Raw genomic sequence first — 22,657 nt, 5'->3', positions numbered from 1 at the left:
CGTCACTCGTACTTTCCTACGGCGACTTCCCGCCGCGGGACGAGCGGGACGGCGATCCATCGGACGCCGCGCTGTCCGGGGGCTACTGCTCGGCCAGCGCCCGCAGCCTGCTCAGGGCACGGTGCTGGGCGACCCGCACCGCACCGGGCGACATGCCCAGCATCTGCCCGGTCTCCTCGGCCGTCAGCCCCACCGCCACCCGCAGCAGCACCAGCTCCCGCTGGTTCTCCGGCAGATTGGCCAGCAGCTTCTTGGCCCACTCCGCGTCGCTGCTCAGCAGCGCCCGCTCCTCGGGACCCAGCGAATCGTCCGGCTGCTCGGGCATCTCGTCCGACGGCACGGCCGTACTGCCCGGATGCCGCATCGCGGCCCGCTGAAGATCGGCGACCTTGTGGCCGGCGATGGCGAAGACGAACGCCTCGAAGGGCTTCCCGGTGTCGCGGTAGCGGGGCAGCGCGCACAGCACCGCGACGCAGACCTCCTGCGCCAGATCCTCGACGAAGTGCCGGGCGTCGCCGGGCAGCCGGGAGAGCCGGGTGCGGCAGTAGCGCAGGGCGAGGGGGTGGACGTGGGCCAGCAGGTCGTGGGTGGCCTGCCGGTCTCCTTCGACGGCGCGTGCGACGAGAGCGCCGATCTCCTGCTTCCCGTCATCGCGCATCGGTCCATGGTGCCTTGACGCCGAACGATCCGCGGCATCAGGTCCACACTTGTGCACTGAAGCGTTATGCGCGGCAGGTGCGCCGGCTGTCATCTCGTGCGCCCTCCCCTCCTGCCCGACCGGCCCGTCCCCGAGGAACTCCATGCCTCAAGCATGCGGCACCGCGCGGGGAATCGGGCCGCCGTGGCACCGGGCAGCGTGCGGGGCACCATGTCGCCCCGCCCGCCAGAGGGCGGGCGGGGATCTTCATTCCCCCGCATCGCTGCACGTCACGACGGTTCAGCGGACCAGACCCCAGCGGAAACCGAGCGCCACCGCATGCGCCCGGTCAGAGGCGCCGAGCTTCTTGAAAAGCCGCCGCGCGTGCGTCTTGACGGTGTCCTCGGAGAGAAACAGCTCACGTCCGATCTCGGCGTTGGAGCGGCCATGGCTCATCCCCTCCAGCACCTGGATCTCGCGGGCGGTGAGCGTCGGCGCGGCGCCCATCTCGGCCGACCGCAGCCGGCGCGGGGCGAGCCGCCACGTCGGATCGGCCAGGGCCTGGGTCACCGTCGCGCGCAGCTCGGCGCGCGAGGCGTCCTTGTGCAGATAGCCGCGGGCGCCGGCGGCGACCGCCAGCGCGACCCCGTCCAGGTCCTCGGCCACCGTGAGCATGATGATCCGGGCACCGGGGTCGGCGGACAGCAGTCGGCGCACGGTCTCGACACCGCCGAGGCCGGGCATCCGTACGTCCATCAGAATCAGGTCCGAGCGATCGGCCCCCCAGCGGCGGAGGACCTCCTCGCCATTGGCCGCGGTGGTCACGCGCTCCACGCCGGGCACGGTTGCAACCGCCCGTCGGAGCGCCTCTCGGGCAAGCGGGGAGTCGTCGCAGACGAGGACGGATGTCATGACCGCCCTCCGCAGCTGATGCGCGTCACCTTGAGCCTCCAGGCTGGTACGTATCGTCACCTGGGCGGTTGGCGCACCCCTCGGACACCTGCCCGAGGACTACCTCCGCCAACCACCTCCGCACACTCAACGACGGTCACTCGAAAGAGTTACGGCTTCGGCGACCGAGTTCAGCACGCTCCGTAAGGAGCCGGATACGCAGACGACTCACCGAGCTGCCGGCATCCGCGCGTGCACCCTATGCCCTATTTGGCTCTGTTTCTTCCATTTTCGCGTTGACTGCGGCTAGATTCGCAATGAGTCATATTTACATCTACTTCGACAGTAGATGTAACGTCGTGAGCACCGAGCCCGATACGCATCGCCTCCGAGGGGACAAGCAATGGCAGATTTCTCCCGCCTCCCGGGCCCGAACGCAGACCTCTGGGACTGGCAGCTGCTGGCCGCCTGCCGCGGCGTGGACAGCTCGCTCTTCTTCCATCCCGAGGGCGAGCGGGGGGCGGCCCGCAGCGCGCGGGAGGCATCGGCGAAGGAGGTCTGCATGCGCTGCCCCGTGCGGGCCCAGTGCGCGGCGCATGCGCTGGCCGTCCGCGAGCCCTACGGCGTCTGGGGCGGCCTCACGGAGGACGAACGCGAGGAGCTCATGGGGCGGGCCCGGCACCGGATGGTCCCGGCCAGCTCGCTGCCCGGACACGCGACCATGCCGGGCGCCTGACCGACAGCGCCCCGCATCATTCGAAGAAACGTTCCTGCACGCCTGACGGGCGGCACCGCTCGCGGCGGTCAGCGCCCCGCGGCGTCCGCCAGCTGATCCAGCATCGCCCCGACCGCGGGCACGTGCGCCAGGTCCGGCAGCGTGAGCGCGACGATCTCGCGGTGCACCGCAGGCTCCATCCGCACCGTCGACGCCCCCTTGGGACGCACCGACTCCAGCGTCAGCTCGGGCAGCGCCGCGACCCCCAGCCCCGCCCCGACCAGCCCGATCACCGCCGGATAGTCGTCGGTGGCGAAGTCGATGCGCGGGGTGAACCCGGCGCGCTCGCACACCTCGACCAGATGCGTGCGGCAGCGCGGGCAGCCCGCGATCCACGGCTCGCCGGCCAGGTCCGCGAAGCACGCGGCACCGGCCTTGGCCAGCCGGTGGCCGTCCGGCACCAGCCCGACCAGCCGGTCCGACAGCACCGGCCGGACCACCAGGTCCTCCCACTCCGCCCCGGCGGACGGGTCCGCGCCGGGCACCTCGGGATAGCGGAACGCCAGCGCGATCTCGCACTCGCCGTTGCGCAGCAGCTCGATCGAGCGCGGCGGCTCGGCCTCGTCCAGCGACACCCGGACCCCCGGGTGCGCGGCCCGCATCCTGGCCAGCGCCGTCGGCACCAGCGTCGAGCTGCCCGACGGGAACGACACCAGCCGCACCCGCCCCGAGCGCAGCCCCGCGATGGCCGCGACCTCGTCCTCGGCCGCGCTGAGCCCCGCCAGGATGCCGGCCGCGTGCCGGACCAGCGCCTCGCCGGCCTGCGTCAGCCGCATCTCGCGCCCGGTGCGCACCAGCAGCGGGGTGCCGGCGGACTGCTCCAGGGCCTTCATCTGCTGGCTGACCGCGGGCTGGGTGCAGCCCAACTCCCGCGCGGCGGCGGAGAAGGAACCGGTCCGGGCGACGGCGCGCAGCACGCGGAGATGACGGGCTTCGATCACCCTTCGAGCATAAGCGATTCTTGGACAGAACATGAAAAATAGCGTGAAGTCTTTTGCCGGATGTCCTACCGTGCGCACATGAATGCGACGTTGCTGACCGTGAACATCGGGCGGGCCACCCCCTCCGCCCACACCTCCAACGAGGGCGGAACGGGCATCGACAAGCGCCCGGCGGACGGGCCCGTGGCGGTGACCGCCCCCGGCCCCAAGGGCACCGCCGGCAGCGGCCTCGCGGGCGACGCGGTGGTCGACCGGCGCCACCACGGCGGCGACGACCAGGCCGTCTACGCCTACGCCCGCGAGGACCTCGACGACTGGCAGCGGCAACTGGACCGCGAGCTGGCCAACGGCGTCTTCGGCGAGAACCTCACCACCGCCGGCCTGGACGTCACCGACGCCCGGATCGGCGAACGCTGGCGCATCGGCCCGCAGGTGCTGCTGGAGGTCACCTCGCCGCGGATCCCCTGCCGGACGTTCCAGGGCTGGCTGGACGAACGCGGCTGGATCAAGCGGTTCACCCAGGCCGCGGTGCCCGGCGCATACCTGCGGGTCCTGGAGGCCGGCGAGATCCGCGCCGGCGACACCGTGACCGTCGAGCACCGGCCCGACCACGACGTCACCGTCGCGCTGATGTTCCGTGCCCTGACCACCCGGCGCGAACTGCTGCCGCGCCTGCTGGCGGCGGGCGACGCCCTGCACGAAGAGGCCCGGGCGACGGCGACGAAGTACGCGGCGCAGAGCGCGAACTGACCCCGCGGGGCCCGGTCGACCGGGCCCCGGCGACGCGATGCCGCCTCGCACCGCGCGGTCGGTCCCGGCCCTACTTCGGGCCGTACTTCCGACCGGTGCGCGAGGTCAGGCCGCCCAGCACGCCGCGCGGCGCCAGCTTCACGACGCCCATCAGGGCCTTGTAGCGCGGGTCCGGAATGGACAGCGACTTGCCGCGCGCCAGGTCCTTCATGGCCGCGTCCACGAGCTTGTCCGCGTCCAGCCACATCCAGCCCGGGATGTTGTCCGTGCCCATCCCGGCCCGCTGGTGGAACTCGGTCCGCACGAAGCCCGGGCACAGCGCCATCAGGCGCACCCCGCTGCCCGCCAGGTCGCGCGCCGCGCCCTGGGTGAACTGCACGACCCACGCCTTGCTCGCGCCGTACGTGCCGCGCGGGACGAACGCCGCGACCGACGCCACATTGACCACGGCGCCGCGCCGGCGCTCGCGCATCCCGCGCACCCCGGCCGTGGTCAGCCGCAGCACCGCCTCGCAGTGCACCTTCAGCATCGTCAACTCGTCGGCCATCGTGACTTCGAGGTACTCGCCCTTGTTGCCGAAGCCGGCGTTGTTGACCAGCAGGTCCACCGGGCGCCTGGTGTCGCCCAGGCGCGCCTCGACGGCGGCGATGCCGTCCTCCGTCGCCAGGTCGGCGCTGAGCACCTCCGCCTCGATCCCGTGCCGGTCGTGCAGTTCGGTGGCCTGCTCCCGGAGCCGCTTCTCGTCGCGGGCCACCAACACCACGCTGTGCCCGTCGCTCGCGAGTCGGCGGGCGAATGCGGCGCCGATGCCGGCCGTTGCTCCTGTGATCAATGCAGTCGTCATACCGGAACGGTAGCGGGGGGCCGGCGCTTCCCACGTTGCGGCCGGGGTGGCGTTTGGCTTCCGTCGGTCCGCGGCGGGTGCGGGGCGCCCGCCGCGGCGGCGGACCGGGGCTCCATGGCCGCCCCGCGTCGTCGGCCGCCCCTCCGTACCGGCCGGCGGGCCGTGAACGGTCGGGGCCGCCGGCGGGTAGGCACCGACCGCCAGGGGCGGCGGAAGCCGAGCGTCCGCCCCGCCGCGACGCAGGAGGAGTCCAGAGATGCGCCCAGCACTGCTTCTGGCCATGGGGCCGGGTATCGCCGAGCGGCTGTTCGGGGGGCCGCAGCGGGTCCGGCTCGAACGGCTGGCCCGGACGGACTGCCAGCTCGTCGCACACGAGTTGGCCGCGCCGGGACCCGCGGTGGCCGCCGCCCTCGCCGAGGCCGAGGTGCTGCTCACCTGCTGGGGCGCCCCGCCGCTGACCGCGGAGGTGCTCGCGGCGGCGCCCCGGCTGCGGGCCGTCGTGCATGCGGCCGGGTCCGTCAAGCAGCTCGTCACCGACGCCTGTTGGGACCGGGGCGTCGCCGTCAGTTCGGCCGCCGCGGTCAATGCGCAGCCGGTCGCGGAGTACACGCTGGCCGCGATCCTGTTCGCCAACAAGCGCGTGCTGCACGCCGCCCACCGCTACCGCACCCTGCGCGCGCCCCACGACTGGCTGGGCGAACTGGACGGCGCCGGCAACCACGGCCGCACCGTCGGCATCGTCGGCGCCTCCCGGATCGGCCGCCGCGTCCTGGCGTTGCTGCGCACGTTCGACCTGCGGGTGCTGCTCCACGACCCGTACGTGGACGAGGAGGAGGCGGGGCGGCTGGGGAGCGAGCCGGTGGCGTTGGCGGAGTTGTGCGCGCGCAGCGACGTGGTCAGCGTGCACGCGCCGGAGGTGGCCGCCACCCGGCATCTGATCGGCGCCCGCGAGTTGGCGCTGATGCCGGACGGGGCGACGCTCGTCAACACCTCCCGCGGGTCGCTGGTGGACGAGGCGGCGCTGGTCGCGGAGTTGCGCAGCGGGCGGATCTCGGCCGTGCTCGACGTCACCGAGCCCGAACTCCCGCTCGCCGGCTCACCGTTGTACGACCTGCCGAACGTGCTGCTCACGCCGCATGTCGCCGGGTCCATGGGCACCGAGCTGCGGCGGATGGCCGACCATGCCCTCGACGAGGTGGAGCGGTATGCGCGGGGCCTGCCGTTCGCGGATCCGGTGCGGCGGGAGGGGTTGGGGCACTCGGCCTGACGGGTTCCGGGTACGGGCGAGGCCCGGCCCGCTGGGGTGCGGGGCCGGGCCTCGTGGGGTGCCGGCGCGGATGCGGCCGGCGGTTGCGCAGGGGTCAGTGCGCGTGGCCGTGGCCGTGACCGGCGGCGGCAGCCTCTTCCTCTTCCTTCTTCTCGACGACCAGGGTCTCGGTCGTGAGCAGGAGGGAGGCGATGGAGGCGGCGTTCTCCAGGGCGGAGCGGGTGACCTTGACCGGGTCGATGACGCCGGCCTTGACCAGGTCGCCGTACTCGCCGGTGGCGGCGTTGAAGCCGTTGCCCTTGTCGAGCTCGGCCACCTTGGAGGTGATCACGTAGCCCTCCAGGCCGGCGTTCTCGGCGATCCAGCGCAGCGGCTCGACGGCGGCGCGGCGGACCACGGCGACACCGGTGGCCTCGTCGCCGTCCTTGTCGAGGTTGCCCTCCAGGACCTTGACGGCGTGGACCAGCGCGGAGCCACCACCGGAGACGATGCCCTCCTCGACCGCGGCGCGGGTCGCGGAGATGGCGTCCTCCAGACGGTGCTTCTTCTCCTTGAGCTCGACCTCGGTGGCCGCGCCGACGCGGATCACGCAGACGCCGCCGGCGAGCTTGGCGAGGCGCTCCTGGAGCTTCTCGCGGTCCCAGTCGGAGTCGGTGCTCTCGATCTCGGCCTTGATCTGGGCGACGCGGCCCTGGACGTCCCCGGAGTTGCCGCCACCGTCGACGAGGGTGGTGTCGTCCTTGGTGATGGTCACGCGGCGGGCGGTGCCCAGCACGTCCAGGCCGACCTGGTCGAGCTTGAGGCCGACCTCCTCGGCGACGACGGTGCCGCCGGTGAGGGTGGCCATGTCGCCGAGCATCGCCTTGCGGCGGTCACCGAAGCCGGGGGCCTTGACGGCCACCGCGTTGAAGGTGCCGCGGATCTTGTTGACGACGAGGGTGGAGAGGGCCTCGCCCTCGACGTCCTCGGCGATGATCAGCAGCGGCTTGGAGGCGTTCGCCTGGATGATCTTCTCAAGCAGCGGCAGAAGGTCCTGGATGGAGGAGATCTTGCCCTGGTGGATCAGGATGTAGGGGTCGTCGAGGACGGCCTCCATGCGCTCCTGGTCGGTGACCATGTACGGCGAGAGGTAGCCCTTGTCGAAGGCCATGCCCTCGGTGAAGTCCAGCTCCAGGCCGAAGGTGTTGGACTCCTCGACGGTGATCACACCGTCCTTGCCGACCTTGTCCATGGCCTCGGCGATCAGCTCGCCGACCTGCGGGTCCTGGGCGGACAGCGCGGCGACGGCGGCGATGTCGGACTTGTCGTCGATCGGGCGGGCGGTCGCCAGCAGCTCGTCGGAGACGGCCTTGACGGCGGCGTCGATGCCCTTCTTCAGGGCGGCCGGGGAGGCACCGGCGGCGACGTTGCGCAGGCCCTCGCGGACCAGCGCCTGGGCCAGCACGGTGGCGGTGGTGGTGCCGTCACCCGCGATGTCGTTGGTCTTGGTCGCCACCTCCTTGACGAGCTGGGCGCCCAGGTTCTCGTACGGGTCCTCGACCTCGACCTCGCGGGCGATGGTGACACCGTCGTTGGTGATGGTCGGGGCACCGAACTTCTTGTCGATGACGACGTTGCGGCCCTTGGGGCCGATGGTGACCTTGACGGTGTCGGCCAGCTTGTTGACGCCGCGCTCAAGGGCGCGACGGGCGTCCTCGTCGAACTTCAGGATCTTCGCCATGGCTGCTTCAAGTCCTCTCGTTGCGATCGTCGGCCTCGCCGCCGTGACCGCTCTCGCTCAAACGAACTGCGCCCCTGCCCCGGGTCGATGAGAACGCGGGAACCAGGGGCGCAGATCAGGGCAAATCCGGGTGACTTACTTCTCGACGATCGCGAGCACGTCGCGAGCCGAGAGGACGAGGTACTCCTCGCCGCTGTACTTCACCTCGGTGCCGCCGTACTTGCTGTAGAGCACGACGTCACCGACCTTGACGTCGAGCTCGACGCGCTTGCCGTCCTCGAAGCGACCCGGACCGATCGCCAGGACGACGCCCTCCTGGGGCTTCTCCTTCGCGGTGTCCGGAATGACCAGGCCAGAGGCCGTGGTCTGCTCGGCGTCGAGCGGCTGGACCACGATGCGGTCCTCGAGCGGCTTGATGGCAACCTTGGAGCTGGCGGTCGTCACGATCCGACCTCCCCCTTCGGAGATCTCACGGGGTTAACTGTCTGAGGTGGCGACCAGGTGGATCCGTCGTCGCGGGTGCCGGATCTGCCCGTCGCTGTGTTGGCACTCCCCGAGGGAGAGTGCCAACGCTGAGACTATGACGCGGTTAGCACTCGGTCAAGCGGAGTGCCAGCGCGCCGGATACGCGTACCGTGTCTGCTGCCGGTGGCCGGGGGTGGGGTCGGACACACCTGCCGGCCGACGGCAACCGCGCCCGCGGCCGGCCCGTCTTGCCCCTGGGACCGCTGGCCACCGGGCCACGACCCGGCCGCCCCGCGGCCCTGACCCATCGATCGCGGAGGAACAGTGCGTGGACTGACCAGCGCTTCCCGGAATCCCGGGGGACCGGAGAGCGATGCCGAGCGCACCATGACGTTCGCCGCGCTGGCCCACGCGCCGAACCGTCGGCGCACCGAAGCCTGGCTGCTCGGGTTCGTCGTCTTCATCACCGTCTTCGGCTACGCCTACACCGAGCTGTCGATGAAGGGGCAGCTCCCCGGCGGGCTGGCCGGCTTCGCGGTGAGCGTCTTCTTCATCGCGCTGGTGCCGCACCTGGTCGTCCGCCGGTTCGCGCCGCGCGCCGATCCGCTGATCCTGCCGTTGGCGACACTGCTGACCGGGATCGGGCTGGTGCTGCTGCACCGGCTGGACATCACCTATGCGGAGAAACCCCGGCTGCACATCGCCCAGGCGGCGACCGGGCAGTTGGTGTGGACGGTCATCGGAGTGGCGGTCTGCATCGCGATCCTGATGGTGCTGCGCGACCATCGGCTGCTCCAGCGCTACATCTACCTGACGATGGCCGTCGCGCTGGTGATGCTGATGGCGCCGGCGTTCTTCGGCGCGGACAAGTTCGGCGCCAAGCGCTGGATCATGCTCGGGCCGCTGTCGCTCCAGCCCGGCGAGTTCGTGAAGATCATGATCGTGGTGTTCTTCGCGGGCTATCTCACGGTCAACCGCGATGCGCTGGCGCTGTCCGGGCGCCGGGTGATGGGCATGCAGCTGCCGCCGGGACGGCAGCTCGGACCGATCGCCACGATCTGGGTGATCAGCCTGCTGGTGCTGGTCTTCGAGCGCGACCTGGGCACCTCGCTGATCTTCTTCGGCGTCTTCGTGATCATGCTCTACATGGCCACCGAGCGCACCAGCTGGGTGGTCTGCGGCCTGCTGATGGCCGTGGTCGGCGCCGGCGTCGTCGGCTCGACCGAACCGCACGTCAAGGGCCGTGTGATGGCCTGGCTGCACCCGATGGACATCTTCCTGCCGGAGAACAAGCGGCCGCCGGGCCTGATCTCCGACCAGGCGGCACAGGCGCTGTTCAGCTTCGGCAGCGGCGGGATAGGCGGCTCCGGGCTCGGCCAGGGCCACCCCGAGCTGATCGGATTCGCCGGCAACAGCGACTTCATCCTCACCACCGTCGGCGAGGAACTGGGACTGGCCGGCGTGATGGCCGTCCTGTTGTTCTACGCGCTGCTGGCCCAGCGCGGGATGCGGGCAGGGCTGACCGCCCGCGACCCGTTCGGCAAGCTGCTGGCGGTCGGGCTCTCCGGCGCGCTGCTGCTCCAGGTCTTCGTCGTCACCGGCGGCGTCACCGGCCTGATCCCGCTGACCGGCAAGGCGCTGCCGTTCCTCGCGGCGGGCGGCTCGTCGATGGTCGCGAACTGGGTGATGGTGGCGGTGCTGCTGCGGGTCAGCGACAGCGCCCAGCGGCGCCGGGAGCCGGTCCGCCCGTCTCCGGAGCGGCCGGACGCGGACGCGACCCAGCGGGTGCCGCGGATCAGCGGACCGCCCGCACCCGGGGCCTGACGGCGACGCTCCGCCGACCGGCCCGCGGGACCGTCCGCGGGCCGGCCCACCGGCTGGCCCACAATGGTGCGGGTGACCGACCTCGACACCTTCTCCGCGCTGCTCGCCCCCGAGGGCCAGGAACTGCTGGCCCTCCTACGGGACTACGACCCGGCGGACGAGCTGGCGACCGCCACCCGGCTCCGCCGCGACCATCCCGCACCGCTGGTCTCCGCCGCCCTCGGGCAGGCCCGGCTGCGACAGCGGGCCGCCGCGAAGTTCGGCGCGGACGCCGCGCGGATGTACTTCACCCCCAACGGCGTCGAGCAGTCCACCCGCACCTCGGTCGCCGCCCACCGCGCCGCCCGGCTCGCCGCGGCCGGCGTGCGGACCCTGGCCGACCTGTGCTGCGGGATCGGCGGCGACGCGCTCGCGCTGGCCCGGGCCGGGATCCGGGTGCTGGCCGTGGACCGCGACCCGCTGGCCTGCGCGGCGGCCCGGGCCAACGCCGAGGCGCTGGGGTTGGCCGGCCTCGTCGAGGTGCGGTGCGCGGACGTCACCGAGGTCGACACCGCCGGGTACGACGCGGTGTTCGTGGATCCGGCGCGGCGCAAAGGGGTCCGCGGCGGCCGCATCTTCGATCCCGAGGCGTATGCGCCGCCGCTGTCCTGGGCGGTCGGGGCGGCCCGTTCGGCGCCGTGCGCGGCGTTGAAGATCGCGCCCGGGGTGCCGCACGAGGCGCTGCCCGAGGACGCCGAGACGGAGTGGATCTCCGACGGCGGGGACGTGAAGGAGGCCGTGCTGTGGTTCGGCACCGGCCGGGGCGGCGCCCACCGGGCCACCCTGTTGCCGGCCGGCGACTCCCTGGTCGGCGCCGGCCTCCCTGACCCCGAGCCGGGGCCGGTGGGCGACTGGCTCTACGAGCCCGACGGCGCGGTGATCCGCGCCCATCTGGTCGCCGACGTCGCGGAGCAGGTCGACGGGCGGCTGATCGACCCGACCATCGCGTATGTGACGGCGGACCGGCTGACGCCGACGCCGTACGCCACCGCCTACGCGATCACCGACGTGCTGCCCTTCAACGTCAAGAAGCTCAAAGCGCTGCTGCGGGAGCGCGAGGTGGGCGTCGCGGTGATCAAGAAGCGCGGGTCCGCGGTGGAGCCCGAGGAGCTGCGCCGCAAGCTCAAGCTCGCCGGGCCGCGCACCTGCACGGTCTTCCTCACCCGGGTCGCGGGGGCGCCCACGATGCTGCTGGGCCACCCCGCGGCGCAGGGCGCCTGACGACGGGAGTCTGACGACAGGCCCTAGGCCAGGTCGGTCAGATCCTCGGCGTAGACCTGGGAGAGCGGCTGCGGGCCCACGTACTGCTGGCAGGCGCACGGCCGGGCCTCGTAGCGGGCGGGCCGCTGGTCCGCGTCCCAGGCGACGGCGGTCCGCACCAGCTCATGGCACTTGCCCTGTTTGTCGTGCTTGGCGAGGTGGTGCTCACAGCCGCAGACGGCGGCCGGCGGCCGGTCCGACGCCTCCAGGGCCAGGCGCTCCTCGCGGCGGGCCTCGATGAGGGCGAGCTTGCGCTTGTGGCGCGTCTTGAGCGCCTTGCGGACCGTGCCGCGCACCGCGGTGCCGGCGTAGAGGGCCGGCCCGGCCAGGAAGAAGAGATACCACCAGTCCATCGCGCGTCCCCCGTCGTTCCCCCTGTGCGGACGGGGCGGTCGGCCCGCGCCCCGGCCACCAGGATAGAGCGTCGCGCGACGCCTCCCACCAGCCGGAACACCGACGGCCGGAACGCCTACGAGTAGAGGTTGTCCTTGCTCAGCTCGTGGAAGTGGTCGTGGTCGTGCGCATGCCCGTGGGTGTGGGCGTGCGGGTCCGGGACGTGGGTCTCGGTGACCGGCAGCGAGGAGTCCGCGGAGAGGTCCCAGGCGGACGCCGGGCGGTTGCGGGCCACCATCTCGGCGCCCAGGGCCGCCACCATCGCCCCGTTGTCGGTGCACAGCTTGGGGCGCGGCACCCGCAGCCGGATGCCGGCGTCCTCGCAGCGGCGCTCGGCCATCGCCCGCAGCCGGGAGTTGGCCGCCACCCCGCCGCCGATCATCAGGTGGTCCACGCCGTTGTCCTTGCAGGCCCGGACGGCCTTGCGGGTCAGGACGTCGACGACCGCCTCCTGGAAGGACGCCGAGACGTCCGCGACCGGCACCTGCTCGCCGGCCGCCCGCTTGGCCTCGATCCAGCGGGCCACCGCGGTCTTCAGTCCGGAGAAGGAGAAGTCGTAGAGGGGGTCGCGGGGGCCGGTCAGCCCGCGCGGGAAGCGGATCGCGTCCGGGTCGCCCTCGCGGGCCATCCGGTCGATGACCGGGCCGCCGGGGAAGCCGAGGTGGAGCACCCGCGCCACCTTGTCGAACGCCTCGCCGGCGGCGTCGTCGATGGTCGCGCCGAGCGGGCGGACGTCGGAGGTGATGTCCGGGGCCAGCAGCAGCGACGAGTGGCCGCCGCTGACCAGCAGCGCCATCGTCGGCTCCGGCAGCGGACCGTGCTCCAGCTGGTCCACGCAGATGTGCGAGGCGAGGTGGTTGACGCCGTAGAGCGGCTTGCCGAGGGCGTAGGCGTACGCCTTGGCGGCCGAGACGCCCACCAGCAGGGCGCCCGCCAGGCCGGGGCCCGCGGTGACCGCGATGCCGTCCAGATCGGAGGCGGCGACCCCGGCGTCCTTCAGCGCGCGCTGGATGGTGGGGACCATCGCCTCCAGATGGGCGCGGGAGGCCACCTCGGGCACCACCCCGCCGAAGCGGGCGTGCTCGTCGACGCTGGAGGCGACCGCGTCGGCCAGGAGGGTGTGGCCGCGGACGACGCCGACACCGGTCTCGTCGCAGGAGGTCTCGATACCGAGGACGAGCGGTCCACCGCGGGAGTCAGCCATGTTCACGTTCCTTGTACGGAGGGTGCTTCGGAGGAGGTCTGGGAGGGGCGGCGCATCACCAGTGCATCGACGTTGCCGGGCTGGTAGTAGCCGCGGCGGAAGCCGATCGGCTCGAAGCCGAAGCGCTCGTAGAGGCGCTGCGCGCGGGTGTTGTCGACCCGCACCTCCAACAGCACCTCGTGGCATTCGAAGTCGGTGGCGGTGGCGAGCAGCGCGGACAGCAGCCGGGCGCCGAGGCCGCTGCCCCACTGGTCGCGGGCGGTGGCGATGGTCTGTACGTCGCCGGTGCCGTCGATCGCGGCCAGCCCGCCGTAGCCGACGATCCGGCCCTCGACGGCACCTCCCCCGGACTCCGTCCGGGGGGACCCCCGTCGCGGCGGCACCTGCACCTCGGCGACGAGGTAGCGGCGGGTGGCCAGCGGGCCGCGGGCGTGCGCGAGTTCGGACCAGAACATCCCCGGCGACCAGGCGTCCTCGGGGAAGAGGTCACGCTCCAGCTCCAGCACCGGGCCCAGGTCCCACCAGCGCATCTCCCGCAGCACGACGGACGGCCCGGTCGCCTCGGGTCGGCCGCTCACTGGGGAGTGACCACCTTGTAGTTGGCCGGTACCTGGGCGTCGGGGCGGCGCAGGTACAGCGGTCGCGGCGGCAGCAGCTCCTCGCCGGCGGCCAGCTTCCGCGCGGCGAGCTCGGCCAGCGCGGCGGCGGACTGGTGCTCGGGCCCGTCCCGCCGGACGCCGGTGAAGACGGTGTCGTAGAGCAGCGCGCCGGCGCCCACGGCGGGGACCCCGGCGACCTCGTCGGCGATCTCGGCGGGGCGGTCCACGGCCGGCTCGGTCAGCCGGGCCGGGGGGAGGTCGGGCGACGTGCGGGCCGCGTAGCGCGCCCAGTAGACCTCCTTGCGGCGGGCGTCGGTGGCCACGACGAAGGGTTCGGTCAGACCGGAGGCGTGGGCGATGCCGTCCAGCGAGCACAGGCCGTGGACCGGGACGTCCAGCGCCGCCCCGAAGGTGGTGGCCGTCACCAGCCCCACCCGCAGCCCGGTGTACGGGCCGGGTCCGACGCCGACCACGATGTCGGTGACCTCGGCGAGCTTGTGCCCGGCCTCGGCCAGCACCCGGTCGACGGCGGGCAGCAGCAGTTCGCCGTGCCGGCGCGCGTCCACGTCCCCGGCGGCGGCGAGGGTGCGGGAGCCGTCGTGGAGCGCGACGGTGACGGCGGGGGTGGCGGTGTCAAGAGCTAGCAGCAGCACGCCTTCAAGACTACGGCGCGGCCGGCGGTGCCCGTCGCGGTGCTACCGTCGATCCGCAGCCAGCCCGGTCAGCACAACAGCCAGCAGCCTCCCGCCCCCGGGCGAGGAGCGTACGGAAAGGTGGCACCGCGGTGCCCGCTAAGAGCAGCACGATCGTCACCGGTCTCACCGCGGCCGCCCTGGTCGCGATCGGTGTGCTGGGCTTCCAGGCGTCCGCCTCCGCCTCCGGTCCGCTCGCCCCGGTCCGGGGCGACGCCCGGGCGGCCGACAAGAAGCCGGACGCCCGCGACCAGCACGACAAGAAGGACAAGCCGCCGGCCCCGGTGCCGGTCCCGGCGCAGTCCGGCACCGGCAAGCGCGTGGTCTACGCGCTGGGCGCCAAGCGGGTCTGGCTGGTGGGCGCGAACGGCACGGCGCAGCGGACGTTCACGGTGTCGCCGAGCACGGTGCACCCGGCGCCGGGGACGTACCCGGTCAGCTCGCGGTCGGTGAGCGTGACCGGCTCGGACGGGGTGGCGATCGAGCACGTGGTGCGGTTCGCCGGCGTCGACGGGGTGGCCGTCGGCTTCAGCGCGGCGGTCGACGGCTCCACGCCCACGCCGGGCGGGGCGAGCGGGAAGAAGACCGGCGGCATCCGGGAGTCGCGCGAGGACGGCGCGGCACTGTGGGACTTCGCGGTGCGCGGTGTGAAGGTCGTCGTCGTCCCCTGAGCCCGCCGGGCCCGGCCGCTTCGCCCCTGTGGGTTACGCGGCGTCGCGCCCCGTAGTGGACGCCCGCCCCTCGGGTCCGGCGCCGCCCGACCCGCCCGCTCGCCCGGCTTCGGTGTCCTCGGCCCGCTCCTGCGCGCCGTTGCGCTGCTGTGTGCGGGGTTCCGCCGCGGCGTCCGGCGGTGTGGAGACGGCGCTGGCCGCGGCGCAGGCCGCGAGGAGTTCGTTCATCGTCGGCGGCGCCTTCCGCGCGTCCTGTTCGGCGCGCCCGGCCGCCGCGACGGGGGTGGCCCCGCGCCGTTCGGTCGTGGGCTGGTGGGGGGACATGGACGCCTCCCGGGCTCCTGGGGCAAGCGACAGGGGTTAGGGTCTACTTAGGTACACCTAACCAGGGCTCTCCCACCCATGTGACCACGCCTGACACCGCCGACGCAACATCTTGCCGACGGCTTGTCGGAAACTACCGCCCCACACCGCCCGATAAGGGCTCTTTTGCGCCCTTTCGTCAGCAGATCTCCAGGTCCGGAAGCCCGGCGTCCACCCAGCGCCCACCGATCCCGGCGACCGTCACCTCGCGGACGTCGTCCACGTCCTCCTCCGGGTGCCCGTCCACGCCACCGGGGGCGTCGGCGCCCCCTCCCACGGCCCGGCCGATGACGACGTGCAGCCGGTCCTCCGCCAGCTCCTCGACCTTGCCGTCGCCCCACTCGACGACCACCACCGACTCCGGCAGCGAGACGTCGAGGTCCAGGTCCTCCATCTCGTCCAGGCCGCCGTCGAGCCGGTACGCGTCGACGTGCACCAGCGCCGGGCCACCGGTCAGCGACGGGTGCACCCGGGCGATGACGAAGGTCGGCGAGGTCACGGCGCCGCGCACGCCCAGGGCCTCGCCCAGACCGCGGGTCAGCGTGGTCTTCCCCGCACCCAGCTCACCGCTGAGCAGCACCAGGTCGCCGGGGCGCAGCAGCGGCGCCAACCGGCGGCCCAACTCCTGCATCTGATCGGGGGACTTGACGGTTACGCGGGCAGTCGCGCCAGTGGTGCTCATGCCGCAAATGGTACGGCCCGGACGGGGCGACGGTCCCGCACCGAGCCCGGGACCGCCGTCCGGGACCGGCTCAGGCCCGCGCGGTGCGCGACCGGCGGGCCGCCGCGCCCGCCCGTTCCACCAGCGCCACCAGGTGGTCGTTGACCAGCTCGGGCCGCTCCAGCATCACCAGGTGCCCGGCGTCCGGCACGCACACCAGTTCGGCGTCCGGCAGCACCTCGGCGATGGTCCGGCTGTGCTCGGCCGGGGTGATCAGGTCCTCCTCGCCGGCGAGCACCAGCGCGGGCACCGCGTCGTACGCCACCAGCGCCTCGGTCTTGTCATGGACCGCGAACGCCGGGAAGAACTCGGCGACCACGTCGATCGGGGTCGCCTCGATCAGCCGCTCCCCGAACCGCGCGATCGCCGGATCCACGTCATCGGACCCGAACGAATAGCGCTTGATCAGCCCCGCGAACAGATCGGCGGTGGCCCGCCGCCCGCGCTCGACGATCTCGCTCTGCCGGCCCAGCGCCTTGAGCACGCCCGGCGCCAGCCAGTGGAACGCCTTGGAGCCCATCGACGGCAGCCCGAACCCGACCTCGCTCAGCCGGCCCGCCGACGTCCCGATCAGCGCCACGCCGACCACCCGCTCCGCGACGTACTCGGGGAACTGGTCGGCCAGCGCCATCACCGTCATCCCGCCCATGGAGTGCCCGACCAGCACGATCGGCCCCTCGGGCACCGCGGCGTCCAGCACCGCCTTCAGGTCCCGGCCCAGCAGGTCGATGGTGACCGGCTCGGTCCCGTCGACCTGTCCGTGGCCGCGGGCCGAGCGGCCGTGGCTGCGCTGGTCCCAGTGGACGGTACGGAGCGCGCCGCGCAGCGCGGCCCGCTGGAAGTGCCAGGAGTCCTGGCTGAGGCAGTAGCCGTGGCTGAAGACGACCGTGGGCGCCGGGGAGCGCCGCCCCAGGGCCGCCGTGAGCCGCTTGTGCAGCCCGCTCCGGGCGTCCTGGGCGGCCCGCACCTCCTTGCCCGCGCGGCCGCCCGCGGTGCCGTTCACGACCGTCCTGCCGCCCTTGGCCCGCCTGGCGGCCGGGCCGTCCACCACCTCGTCGACCTCGTAGTACAGCTCGGTCCCGTCCTCGGCGATCGCCGCGCCCGGGGTGCCGCGCAGCGTGCCGTACGGGCCGGCCGCGTCCAGCGCCAGCCGGGCCCGGCGGCGCATCCCGCGGCCGACCGTCAGGCGCTCTATGGCCACCCCGGCCGCCGCGCCCGCCGCGACCACGCCGATCGCCAGGCCCGCGACGCCCGCGTGGCGGCCCGCCCGGGCCCAGTTCCCGGCCGCCTCCGCGGCCGTCTCCACGGCCTGCGCCGCGGCCTCCGTGCCGTCGGTCATGCCACACCCCCCGTCAGCGCCGCGTCCTGCGCGGACCGGTCCGGCGCCTCGCTGTCCACATAGACGCGGGGCACCCGCTTCCCGATCCGGGTGACGATCTCGTACCCGATCGTCCCGGCCGCCCGCGCCCAGTCCTCCGCGCTCGGCTCGCCCTGGTCGCCGGGCCCGAACAGCACCGCCGGCTCGCCGGCCTCGGCGTGGTCCCCGCCCAGATCGACGACGAACTGGTCCATCGCGACCCGCCCCACGATCGTCCGCCACTTCCCGGCGACCAGCACCGGCCCCGTCCCCGAGGCGTGCCGCGGGATCCCGTCGGCGTACCCCAGCGGGACCAGCGCCAGGGTCGTCTCCCCCGGCGTCGTGTAGTGGTGCCCGTAGGACACCCCGTGCCCGCCCGGCACCCGCTTGACCGACGCCAGCGAAGCCTGAAGCGTCATCGCCTGCCGCAGCCCGAAGTCCTCCGGCGCCCCCACCTCGGGGCTGGGCGACACGCCGTAGATCCCGATCCCCGTCCGCACCAGGTCGAAGTGGGCCTCGGGGAGGGTGAGCAGCGCCGGCGTGTTGGCGATGTGCCGCACCTCCGGCCGCAGCCCGGCCGCCTCGGCGACCGCCAGCGCCCGGCGGAACTCCGCCAGCTGGGCGGCGATCGACGGGTGCCCGGGCTCGTCGGCGCAGGCGAAGTGCGACCAGACACCGGTGACCGCGAGCACGCCCTCCGCCTCGGCGGCGCGGGCGGCGGCGGTCAGCTCCGTCCAGTCCGCCGGCGGGCAGCCGTTGCGCCCCAGACCGGTGTCGATCTTGAGCTGGACGCGGGCGACCCGGTCACGGTCGCGCGCCGCGGCCACCGCCTCCCGCAGCGCCCACATGCCGCTCACCGAGACATCGACGTCCTGCTCGATCGCTTCGCCCCAGGGCCCGCCCGGCGTCCACAGCCAACACAGCAGACGGCCGGTGTCCCCGGCCGCGCGCAGCGCCAACGCCTCCTCGGGGAGCGCCACGCCCAGCCAGGGCGCACCGGCCTCGCGAGCGGCGCGGGCACAGTGGATCGCGCCGTGTCCGTAGGCGTCGGACTTGACGACGGCCATCAGCTGCGCCCCGGGGGCGAGGCTCCGCAAGGCACGGACGTTCGACCGCACGGCGGCGAGGTCAATGACGGCACGGGCTCGCTTCGCTGTCTCGTTCATCCCCCTCAGTGTCGCAGGCGAGGCGCCGCGCCGGCCGCCTTCCCGCGTTGTGGTGAGGGTGGGGTTGGTATTCCACCGGGCAGCGACGCCCCGGCGTGCGCGCCGCCGCGACCGCCTCCACCTGCGCCATCGAGGGGCAGCCGCCGACGGGCCCGGGCCGCACACCGGCCCGCGTGACACCCGCCCCCAGCGGGGCGGTAGACGGACCACCAGCCTCCGCGAAGGACGGACAAAAGTGCGGAACAGCAACAAATCGCTCGCGCTGCCACGGTGGCCCGGGTGATCCGCATCCGTCCGGGTCCGGCGGCATCAACAGCCGCTACGACACCACGTTCTCCCAGGCCGCCCCCAACGCCCCGGCCACCTCCGACGCCACGATCGGCTCGCCCCGCGGCCCCGCCGCGTGCCGAGCCGCGAGCCCGTGGAGGTAGGCGCCCACCGAACCGGCGTCCCGCGGCGCGAGGCCCGCGGCCAACAGCGCCCCGGTGAGGCCGGAGAGCACGTCCCCGCTGCCGGCCGTCGCCAACCACCCCGTCCCGGTGGGGTTGGCCCGCACCGGAACCCCGGCAGCCGGATCCGCCACCAACGTCGTCGAGCCCTTCAGCAGCACCGTCGCCCCGTACCGCCCCGCCAACTCCCGCACGGAGTCCAGCCGCGCCGCCTCGACCTCCTCGCGCCCCCGCCCCAGCAGCGCCGCCGCCTCCCCCGCGTGCGGCGTCAGCAGGGTCCCGGCCGCCCGCCGCCGCACCTGATCGGGCGTCAGGAAGCGGAGCCCGTCCGCGTCCACCAGCACCGGGACGTCCGCCGACAACACGTCCTCCAGCCCGTCGGACTCATCACCGAGACCGGGCCCGATGACCCACGACTGCACCCTGCCCGCCTTCCCCGGCGGCCCGGTGTGCACCAGGGTCTCCGGGAACCGCGCCAGCACCGCGTCGGCCGCCGGCCCCACGTACCGCACCGCCCCGGCGCCGCCCCGCAGCGCGCCGGCCACCGCCAGCACCGCCGCCCCCGGATAGCGCGCCGACCCGGCGACCACCCCGACCACCCCGCGCCGGTACTTGTCGCTCTCCGCAGCCGGCCGCGGCAACAGCTCCGCCACGTCCGCGTGCTGCAGCGCCTCCACATCGGCGGTGGCCGGCGGGCGCAGGCCGATGTCCACCAGGCGGAGCGCGCCGGCCCGTTCGCGCGCCGGGTCGATCAGCAGGCCCGGCTTGTACGCGCCGAACGTGACGGTCGCGTCCGCCCGTACGGCGTCACCGGGCACCTCGCCGGTGTCGGCGTCCACCCCGCTCGGCAGATCGACGGCCACCACGATCGCCGCCTCCCGCGCCGCGCCGGCGAGCCGGGCGGCCTCCGGGCGCAACCCGCCCCGGCCGCCGATGCCGACGATGCCGTCCATCACCAGGTCGGCCCGCCCGATGTCGCGGAGCGGATCGGCCGAGACCCGGCCACCGGCCGCGCGCAGGGCCGCCAGGCCGCCGGCGTGGGCCCGTTCGGGCGAGAGCAGTACGGCGACCACCCCGGCGCCGCGGCGGGCCAGCCGGGCGCCGGCATAGAGCGCGTCCCCGCCGTTGTCGCCGCTGCCCACCAGCAGCACCACCCGGGAGCCGTACACCCGGCCCAGCAACTCGGCGCAGGCGACGGCGAGTCCGGCCGCCGCCCGCTGCATCAGGGCCCCCTCGGGCAAACGGGCCATCAGTTCCTGCTCGGCGGCCCGCACGGCCGAAACGCTGTAGGCAGTCCTCATGCGGCCAGTGTCACACCGGGACGGGGCGGCGGGGCGGCGGCGCGAAGAGCCCACCCCGCCCCGGCCCCGCCCTACCCCTCGGCGATCACCACCGCCGAGGCGACGCCCGCGTCATGACTGAGCGACACATGCCAGTTCTGCACGCCGAGTTCCGCGGCGCGGACGGCGACCGTGCCGCGCACCCGCAGCCGCGGCTGGCCGCTGTCCTCGACGTACACCTCGGCGTCCGTCCAGTGCAGACCGCCCGGCGCGCCCAGCGCCTTGGCCACCGCCTCCTTGGCGGCGAACCGGGCGGCCAGGGAGGCGATGCCCCGCCGCTCGCCGCTCGGCAGCGTCAACTCCGTCTCGATGAACAGCCGGTGCGCCAGCTCCGGCGTCCGCCGCAGCGCCGCCTCGAACCGGTCGATCTCCGCCACGTCGATCCCGACCCCGATGATCACCCGATCACTCCACCGTGACGGACTTGGCGAGGTTGCGCGGCTGGTCGACCTCGTTGCCGCGGGCGGTGGCCAGCTCGCACGCGAACACCTGGAGCGGCACCGAGGACACCAGCGGTTGCAGCAGCACCGGCGTCCGCGGGATCCGGACGAGGTGGTCGGCGTACGGGACCACCGCCTCGTCGCCCTCCTCGGCGATCACGATGGTGCGGGCGCCGCGGGCCCGGATCTCCTGGATGTTGGAGACGATCTTGTCGTGCAGGACGGACCGGCCGCGCGGCGAGGGGACGACCACGACGACCGGGAGGTCCTCCTCGATCAGCGCGATCGGGCCGTGCTTGAGCTCGCCGGCGGCGAACCCCTCGGCGTGCATGTACGCCAGCTCCTTGAGCTTGAGCGCGCCCTCCAGCGCCACCGGGTAGCCCACGTGACGGCCCAGGAACAGCACGGTGTTCTTGTCCACCAGCGAGCGGGCCAGCTCGCGGACCGGCTCCATGGTGCCCAGGACCTGCTGCACCTGCGTGCCGATGGCGGCGAGTTCGCGCACCACGTCCCGGATCTCGTCGCCCCACTTGGTGCCGCGCACCTGCCCGAGGTACAGCGCGACGAGGTAGACCGCGACGAGCTGGGTCAGGAACGCCTTGGTGGACGCCACCGCGACCTCCGGCCCGGCGTGCGTGTAGAGCACCGCGTCGGACTCGCGGGGGATCGTCGAGCCGTTGGTGTTGCAGATGGCCAGCACCCGCGCGCCCTGCTCGCGGGCGTGCCGCAGCGCCATCAGGGTGTCCATGGTCTCGCCGGACTGGCTGATGGCGATCACCAGCGTGCGGTGGTCCAGGATCGGGTCGCGGTAGCGGAACTCGCTGGCCAGCTCGGTCTCGCAGGGGATCCGCGTCCAGTGCTCGATGGCGTACTTGGCGATCATCCCGGCGTGGTAGGCGGTGCCGCACGCGACGATGACGACCTTGCTGACCTCCCGCAGCACCGCCGGCGGGATCCGCACCTCGTCCAGCGAGAGCACCCCGGCCGCGTCGACCCGGCCCAGCAGGGTGTCCGCGACCGCCTTCGGCTGCTCGGCGATCTCCTTGAGCATGAAGTAGTCGTAGCCGCCCTTCTCGGCGGCCGACGCGTCCCAGTCGACGTGGTAGTGGCGGACCTCCGCGGGCGCACCGTCGAAGTCGGTGACCGTCACGCCGTCCCGGCGCAGCTCGACGACCTGGTCCTGGCCGAGCTCGACGGCCTCCCGGGTGTACGCGATGAACGCCGCCACGTCCGAGGCCAGGAACGCCTCGTCCTCGCCGAGGCCCACCACCAGCGGGGAGTTGCGGCGGGCACCGACGACCACGTCCGGCGCGTCGGCGTGCACCGCGACGAGGGTGAACGCCCCCTCCAGCCGCCGGCACACCTGCCGCATCGCCTCGGTCAGCTCGCCGCACGAGGAGTACTCCTCGGCCAGCAGGTGCGCGACCACCTCGGTGTCCGTCTCGGACGCCAACTCATGGCCGCGGTCGGCGAGTTCGGCGCGCAGCGCGGCGAAGTTCTCGATGATGCCGTTGTGCACGACACAGACCCGGCCGGCGTTGTCCAGGTGCGGGTGGGCGTTGGCGTCCGTCGGACCGCCGTGCGTCGCCCACCGGGTGTGGCCGATGCCCACCGCGCCCGTGGGCAGCGGCCGGTCGGCCAGCTCCTTCTCCAGGTTGGCCAGCTTGCCGGCCTTCTTCGCCGCCGCCAGCCCGCCGTCGGCCAGCACCGCCACCCCGGCCGAGTCGTAGCCCCGGTACTCCAGCCGCTTCAGCCCGGCCAGCACCACCTCAAGGGCGCTCTGCCCGCCCACGTATCCCACGATTCCGCACATGGAGGCAGCCTAGGGCCTGTCGTCGCCCGGAGGACC

Annotated in this window: 23 protein-coding genes; 6 read left to right on the top strand and 17 right to left on the bottom strand. The window is 73.6% G+C overall.

All coding sequences use genetic code 11. From position 1 onward, the window contains the following. Nucleotides 1-82 precede the first annotated feature (82 nt). Both MOV08_RS23945 and MOV08_RS23940 read right to left on the bottom strand, forming a co-directional pair. Nucleotides 83-658, bottom strand: coding sequence for a sigma-70 family RNA polymerase sigma factor (locus MOV08_RS23945; RefSeq protein ID WP_018538709.1), 576 nt, complete (start codon nucleotides 656-658; stop codon nucleotides 83-85). 279 nt (nucleotides 659-937) lie between these two features. Further along, nucleotides 938-1,549 (bottom strand): response regulator transcription factor, encoded by a 612-nt coding sequence (locus MOV08_RS23940; protein ID WP_003948568.1) that lies wholly within the window; start codon nucleotides 1,547-1,549, stop codon nucleotides 938-940. Between the two features lie 382 nt (nucleotides 1,550-1,931). Between MOV08_RS23940 and MOV08_RS23935 the strand changes: the two genes are divergently transcribed. After that, complete coding sequence (locus MOV08_RS23935; protein WP_018538710.1) at nucleotides 1,932-2,264, top strand: WhiB family transcriptional regulator; 333 nt, start codon at nucleotides 1,932-1,934, stop codon at nucleotides 2,262-2,264. Nucleotides 2,265-2,332: 68 nt separating this feature from the next. On the opposite strand, the gene MOV08_RS23930 is transcribed toward MOV08_RS23935, so the two are convergent. Beyond that, complete coding sequence (locus MOV08_RS23930) at nucleotides 2,333-3,244, bottom strand: LysR family transcriptional regulator (protein ID WP_275308769.1); 912 nt, start codon at nucleotides 3,242-3,244, stop codon at nucleotides 2,333-2,335. Between the two features lie 78 nt (nucleotides 3,245-3,322). Here MOV08_RS23930 and MOV08_RS23925 point away from each other — a divergent pair, with 78 nt between their 5' ends. Next, on the top strand, nucleotides 3,323-3,994 hold the full coding sequence (locus MOV08_RS23925; RefSeq protein WP_039641397.1) for an MOSC domain-containing protein: 672 nt from the start codon (nucleotides 3,323-3,325) through the stop codon (nucleotides 3,992-3,994). 70 nt (nucleotides 3,995-4,064) lie between these two features. On the opposite strand, the gene MOV08_RS23920 is transcribed toward MOV08_RS23925, so the two are convergent. Next, a complete protein-coding gene (locus MOV08_RS23920; protein ID WP_275308768.1) occupies nucleotides 4,065-4,838 on the bottom strand; it encodes an SDR family NAD(P)-dependent oxidoreductase in 774 nt (257 codons plus the stop codon). Between the two features lie 256 nt (nucleotides 4,839-5,094). On the opposite strand from MOV08_RS23920, the gene MOV08_RS23915 reads away from it, so the two are divergent. Further along, nucleotides 5,095-6,105: a hydroxyacid dehydrogenase gene (locus MOV08_RS23915; RefSeq protein ID WP_275308767.1), complete on the top strand. Its 1,011-nt coding sequence runs from the start codon at nucleotides 5,095-5,097 to the stop codon at nucleotides 6,103-6,105. 94 nt (nucleotides 6,106-6,199) lie between these two features. Here the strand turns inward: MOV08_RS23915 and groL are convergent, their stop codons facing one another. Both groL and groES read right to left on the bottom strand, forming a co-directional pair. Next, nucleotides 6,200-7,825, bottom strand: coding sequence for a chaperonin GroEL (gene groL, locus MOV08_RS23910; RefSeq protein WP_039635445.1), 1,626 nt, complete (start codon nucleotides 7,823-7,825; stop codon nucleotides 6,200-6,202). A gap of 135 nt (nucleotides 7,826-7,960) precedes the next feature. Continuing rightward, on the bottom strand, nucleotides 7,961-8,269 hold the full coding sequence (gene groES, locus MOV08_RS23905) for a co-chaperone GroES (protein WP_016571324.1): 309 nt from the start codon (nucleotides 8,267-8,269) through the stop codon (nucleotides 7,961-7,963). Between the two features lie 408 nt (nucleotides 8,270-8,677). Here groES and MOV08_RS23900 point away from each other — a divergent pair, with 408 nt between their 5' ends. After that, nucleotides 8,678-10,114, top strand: coding sequence for an FtsW/RodA/SpoVE family cell cycle protein (locus tag MOV08_RS23900; protein ID WP_235096025.1), 1,437 nt, complete (start codon nucleotides 8,678-8,680; stop codon nucleotides 10,112-10,114). Nucleotides 10,115-10,177: 63 nt separating this feature from the next. Continuing rightward, complete coding sequence (locus MOV08_RS23895) at nucleotides 10,178-11,374, top strand: class I SAM-dependent methyltransferase (RefSeq protein WP_039635439.1); 1,197 nt, start codon at nucleotides 10,178-10,180, stop codon at nucleotides 11,372-11,374. A 23-nt stretch (nucleotides 11,375-11,397) separates the two neighbouring features. Here the strand turns inward: MOV08_RS23895 and MOV08_RS23890 are convergent, their stop codons facing one another. The 4 genes from MOV08_RS23890 to tsaB all read right to left on the bottom strand — a co-directional run bounded on the left by MOV08_RS23890 (nucleotide 11,398) and on the right by tsaB (nucleotide 14,262). Continuing rightward, on the bottom strand, nucleotides 11,398-11,766 hold the full coding sequence (locus MOV08_RS23890) for a hypothetical protein (RefSeq protein ID WP_039635437.1): 369 nt from the start codon (nucleotides 11,764-11,766) through the stop codon (nucleotides 11,398-11,400). 116 nt (nucleotides 11,767-11,882) lie between these two features. Then, nucleotides 11,883-13,010 (bottom strand): tRNA (adenosine(37)-N6)-threonylcarbamoyltransferase complex transferase subunit TsaD, encoded by a 1,128-nt coding sequence (tsaD, locus tag MOV08_RS23885; protein ID WP_275308766.1) that lies wholly within the window; start codon nucleotides 13,008-13,010, stop codon nucleotides 11,883-11,885. A gap of 2 nt (nucleotides 13,011-13,012) precedes the next feature. Then, entirely contained in the window at nucleotides 13,013-13,540 is a 528-nt protein-coding gene (locus MOV08_RS23880) for a GNAT family N-acetyltransferase (RefSeq protein ID WP_275311866.1), read from the bottom strand. Nucleotides 13,541-13,584: 44 nt separating this feature from the next. Beyond that, complete coding sequence (gene tsaB, locus MOV08_RS23875; protein ID WP_275308765.1) at nucleotides 13,585-14,262, bottom strand: tRNA (adenosine(37)-N6)-threonylcarbamoyltransferase complex dimerization subunit type 1 TsaB; 678 nt, start codon at nucleotides 14,260-14,262, stop codon at nucleotides 13,585-13,587. Between the two features lie 131 nt (nucleotides 14,263-14,393). Here tsaB and MOV08_RS23870 point away from each other — a divergent pair, with 131 nt between their 5' ends. Further along, the gene (locus MOV08_RS23870) at nucleotides 14,394-14,972 is read left to right on the top strand and encodes a hypothetical protein (RefSeq protein ID WP_039635431.1); all 579 of its coding nucleotides are present in this window, start codon (nucleotides 14,394-14,396) and stop codon (nucleotides 14,970-14,972) included. Between the two features lie 33 nt (nucleotides 14,973-15,005). On the opposite strand, the gene MOV08_RS23865 is transcribed toward MOV08_RS23870, so the two are convergent. The 7 genes from MOV08_RS23865 to glmS form a co-directional block, all read right to left on the bottom strand. Next, nucleotides 15,006-15,296: a hypothetical protein gene (locus MOV08_RS23865; RefSeq protein WP_275308764.1), complete on the bottom strand. Its 291-nt coding sequence runs from the start codon at nucleotides 15,294-15,296 to the stop codon at nucleotides 15,006-15,008. 178 nt (nucleotides 15,297-15,474) lie between these two features. Continuing rightward, nucleotides 15,475-16,017: a tRNA (adenosine(37)-N6)-threonylcarbamoyltransferase complex ATPase subunit type 1 TsaE gene (gene tsaE / locus MOV08_RS23860; protein ID WP_275308763.1), complete on the bottom strand. Its 543-nt coding sequence runs from the start codon at nucleotides 16,015-16,017 to the stop codon at nucleotides 15,475-15,477. A 70-nt stretch (nucleotides 16,018-16,087) separates the two neighbouring features. Continuing rightward, a complete protein-coding gene (locus MOV08_RS23855) occupies nucleotides 16,088-17,395 on the bottom strand; it encodes an alpha/beta fold hydrolase (RefSeq protein WP_275308762.1) in 1,308 nt (435 codons plus the stop codon). Beyond that, a complete protein-coding gene (gene alr / locus MOV08_RS23850) occupies nucleotides 17,392-18,579 on the bottom strand; it encodes an alanine racemase (protein WP_275308761.1) in 1,188 nt (395 codons plus the stop codon). The genes MOV08_RS23855 and alr overlap by 4 nt, the downstream gene beginning before the upstream one ends. A 319-nt stretch (nucleotides 18,580-18,898) precedes the next feature. Then, the gene (locus MOV08_RS23845; protein WP_275308760.1) at nucleotides 18,899-20,329 is read right to left on the bottom strand and encodes an NAD(P)H-hydrate dehydratase; all 1,431 of its coding nucleotides are present in this window, start codon (nucleotides 20,327-20,329) and stop codon (nucleotides 18,899-18,901) included. Nucleotides 20,330-20,400: 71 nt separating this feature from the next. Further along, on the bottom strand, nucleotides 20,401-20,769 hold the full coding sequence (locus MOV08_RS23840) for a holo-ACP synthase (RefSeq protein ID WP_039635420.1): 369 nt from the start codon (nucleotides 20,767-20,769) through the stop codon (nucleotides 20,401-20,403). 4 nt (nucleotides 20,770-20,773) lie between these two features. Then, on the bottom strand, nucleotides 20,774-22,621 hold the full coding sequence (gene glmS, locus MOV08_RS23835; RefSeq protein ID WP_039635418.1) for a glutamine--fructose-6-phosphate transaminase (isomerizing): 1,848 nt from the start codon (nucleotides 22,619-22,621) through the stop codon (nucleotides 20,774-20,776). Nucleotides 22,622-22,657 lie beyond the last annotated feature (36 nt).

This window comes from Streptomyces yunnanensis, from assembly GCF_029011865.1.
Lineage (GTDB): Bacteria > Actinomycetota > Actinomycetes > Streptomycetales > Streptomycetaceae > Streptomyces > Streptomyces yunnanensis.
This window is presented reverse-complemented; position numbering and strand designations above follow the sequence as displayed.

Bases quoted from the DNA above. Each gene is read 5' to 3' on its own strand.
- MOV08_RS23945 (WP_018538709.1), bottom strand. From the start codon at position 658: ATGCGCGATGACGGGAAGCAGGAGATCGGCGCTCTCGTCGCACGCGCC.
- MOV08_RS23940 (WP_003948568.1), bottom strand. From the start codon at position 1,549: ATGACATCCGTCCTCGTCTGCGACGACTCCCCGCTTGCCCGAGAGGCG.
- MOV08_RS23935 (WP_018538710.1), top strand. From the start codon at position 1,932: ATGGCAGATTTCTCCCGCCTCCCGGGCCCGAACGCAGACCTCTGGGAC.
- MOV08_RS23925 (WP_039641397.1), top strand. From the start codon at position 3,323: ATGAATGCGACGTTGCTGACCGTGAACATCGGGCGGGCCACCCCCTCC.
- MOV08_RS23920 (WP_275308768.1), bottom strand. From the start codon at position 4,838: ATGACGACTGCATTGATCACAGGAGCAACGGCCGGCATCGGCGCCGCA.
- MOV08_RS23915 (WP_275308767.1), top strand. From the start codon at position 5,095: ATGCGCCCAGCACTGCTTCTGGCCATGGGGCCGGGTATCGCCGAGCGG.
- groL (WP_039635445.1), bottom strand. From the start codon at position 7,825: ATGGCGAAGATCCTGAAGTTCGACGAGGACGCCCGTCGCGCCCTTGAG.
- MOV08_RS23900 (WP_235096025.1), top strand. From the start codon at position 8,678: ATGACGTTCGCCGCGCTGGCCCACGCGCCGAACCGTCGGCGCACCGAA.
- MOV08_RS23895 (WP_039635439.1), top strand. From the start codon at position 10,178: ATGGTGCGGGTGACCGACCTCGACACCTTCTCCGCGCTGCTCGCCCCC.
- MOV08_RS23890 (WP_039635437.1), bottom strand. From the start codon at position 11,766: ATGGACTGGTGGTATCTCTTCTTCCTGGCCGGGCCGGCCCTCTACGCC.
- tsaD (WP_275308766.1), bottom strand. From the start codon at position 13,010: ATGGCTGACTCCCGCGGTGGACCGCTCGTCCTCGGTATCGAGACCTCC.
- MOV08_RS23880 (WP_275311866.1), bottom strand. From the start codon at position 13,540: ATGCGCTGGTGGGACCTGGGCCCGGTGCTGGAGCTGGAGCGTGACCTC.
- MOV08_RS23865 (WP_275308764.1), bottom strand. From the start codon at position 15,296: ATGTCCCCCCACCAGCCCACGACCGAACGGCGCGGGGCCACCCCCGTC.
- tsaE (WP_275308763.1), bottom strand. From the start codon at position 16,017: ATGAGCACCACTGGCGCGACTGCCCGCGTAACCGTCAAGTCCCCCGAT.
- MOV08_RS23855 (WP_275308762.1), bottom strand. From the start codon at position 17,395: ATGACCGACGGCACGGAGGCCGCGGCGCAGGCCGTGGAGACGGCCGCG.
- alr (WP_275308761.1), bottom strand. From the start codon at position 18,579: ATGAACGAGACAGCGAAGCGAGCCCGTGCCGTCATTGACCTCGCCGCC.
- MOV08_RS23845 (WP_275308760.1), bottom strand. From the start codon at position 20,329: ATGAGGACTGCCTACAGCGTTTCGGCCGTGCGGGCCGCCGAGCAGGAA.
- glmS (WP_039635418.1), bottom strand. From the start codon at position 22,621: ATGTGCGGAATCGTGGGATACGTGGGCGGGCAGAGCGCCCTTGAGGTG.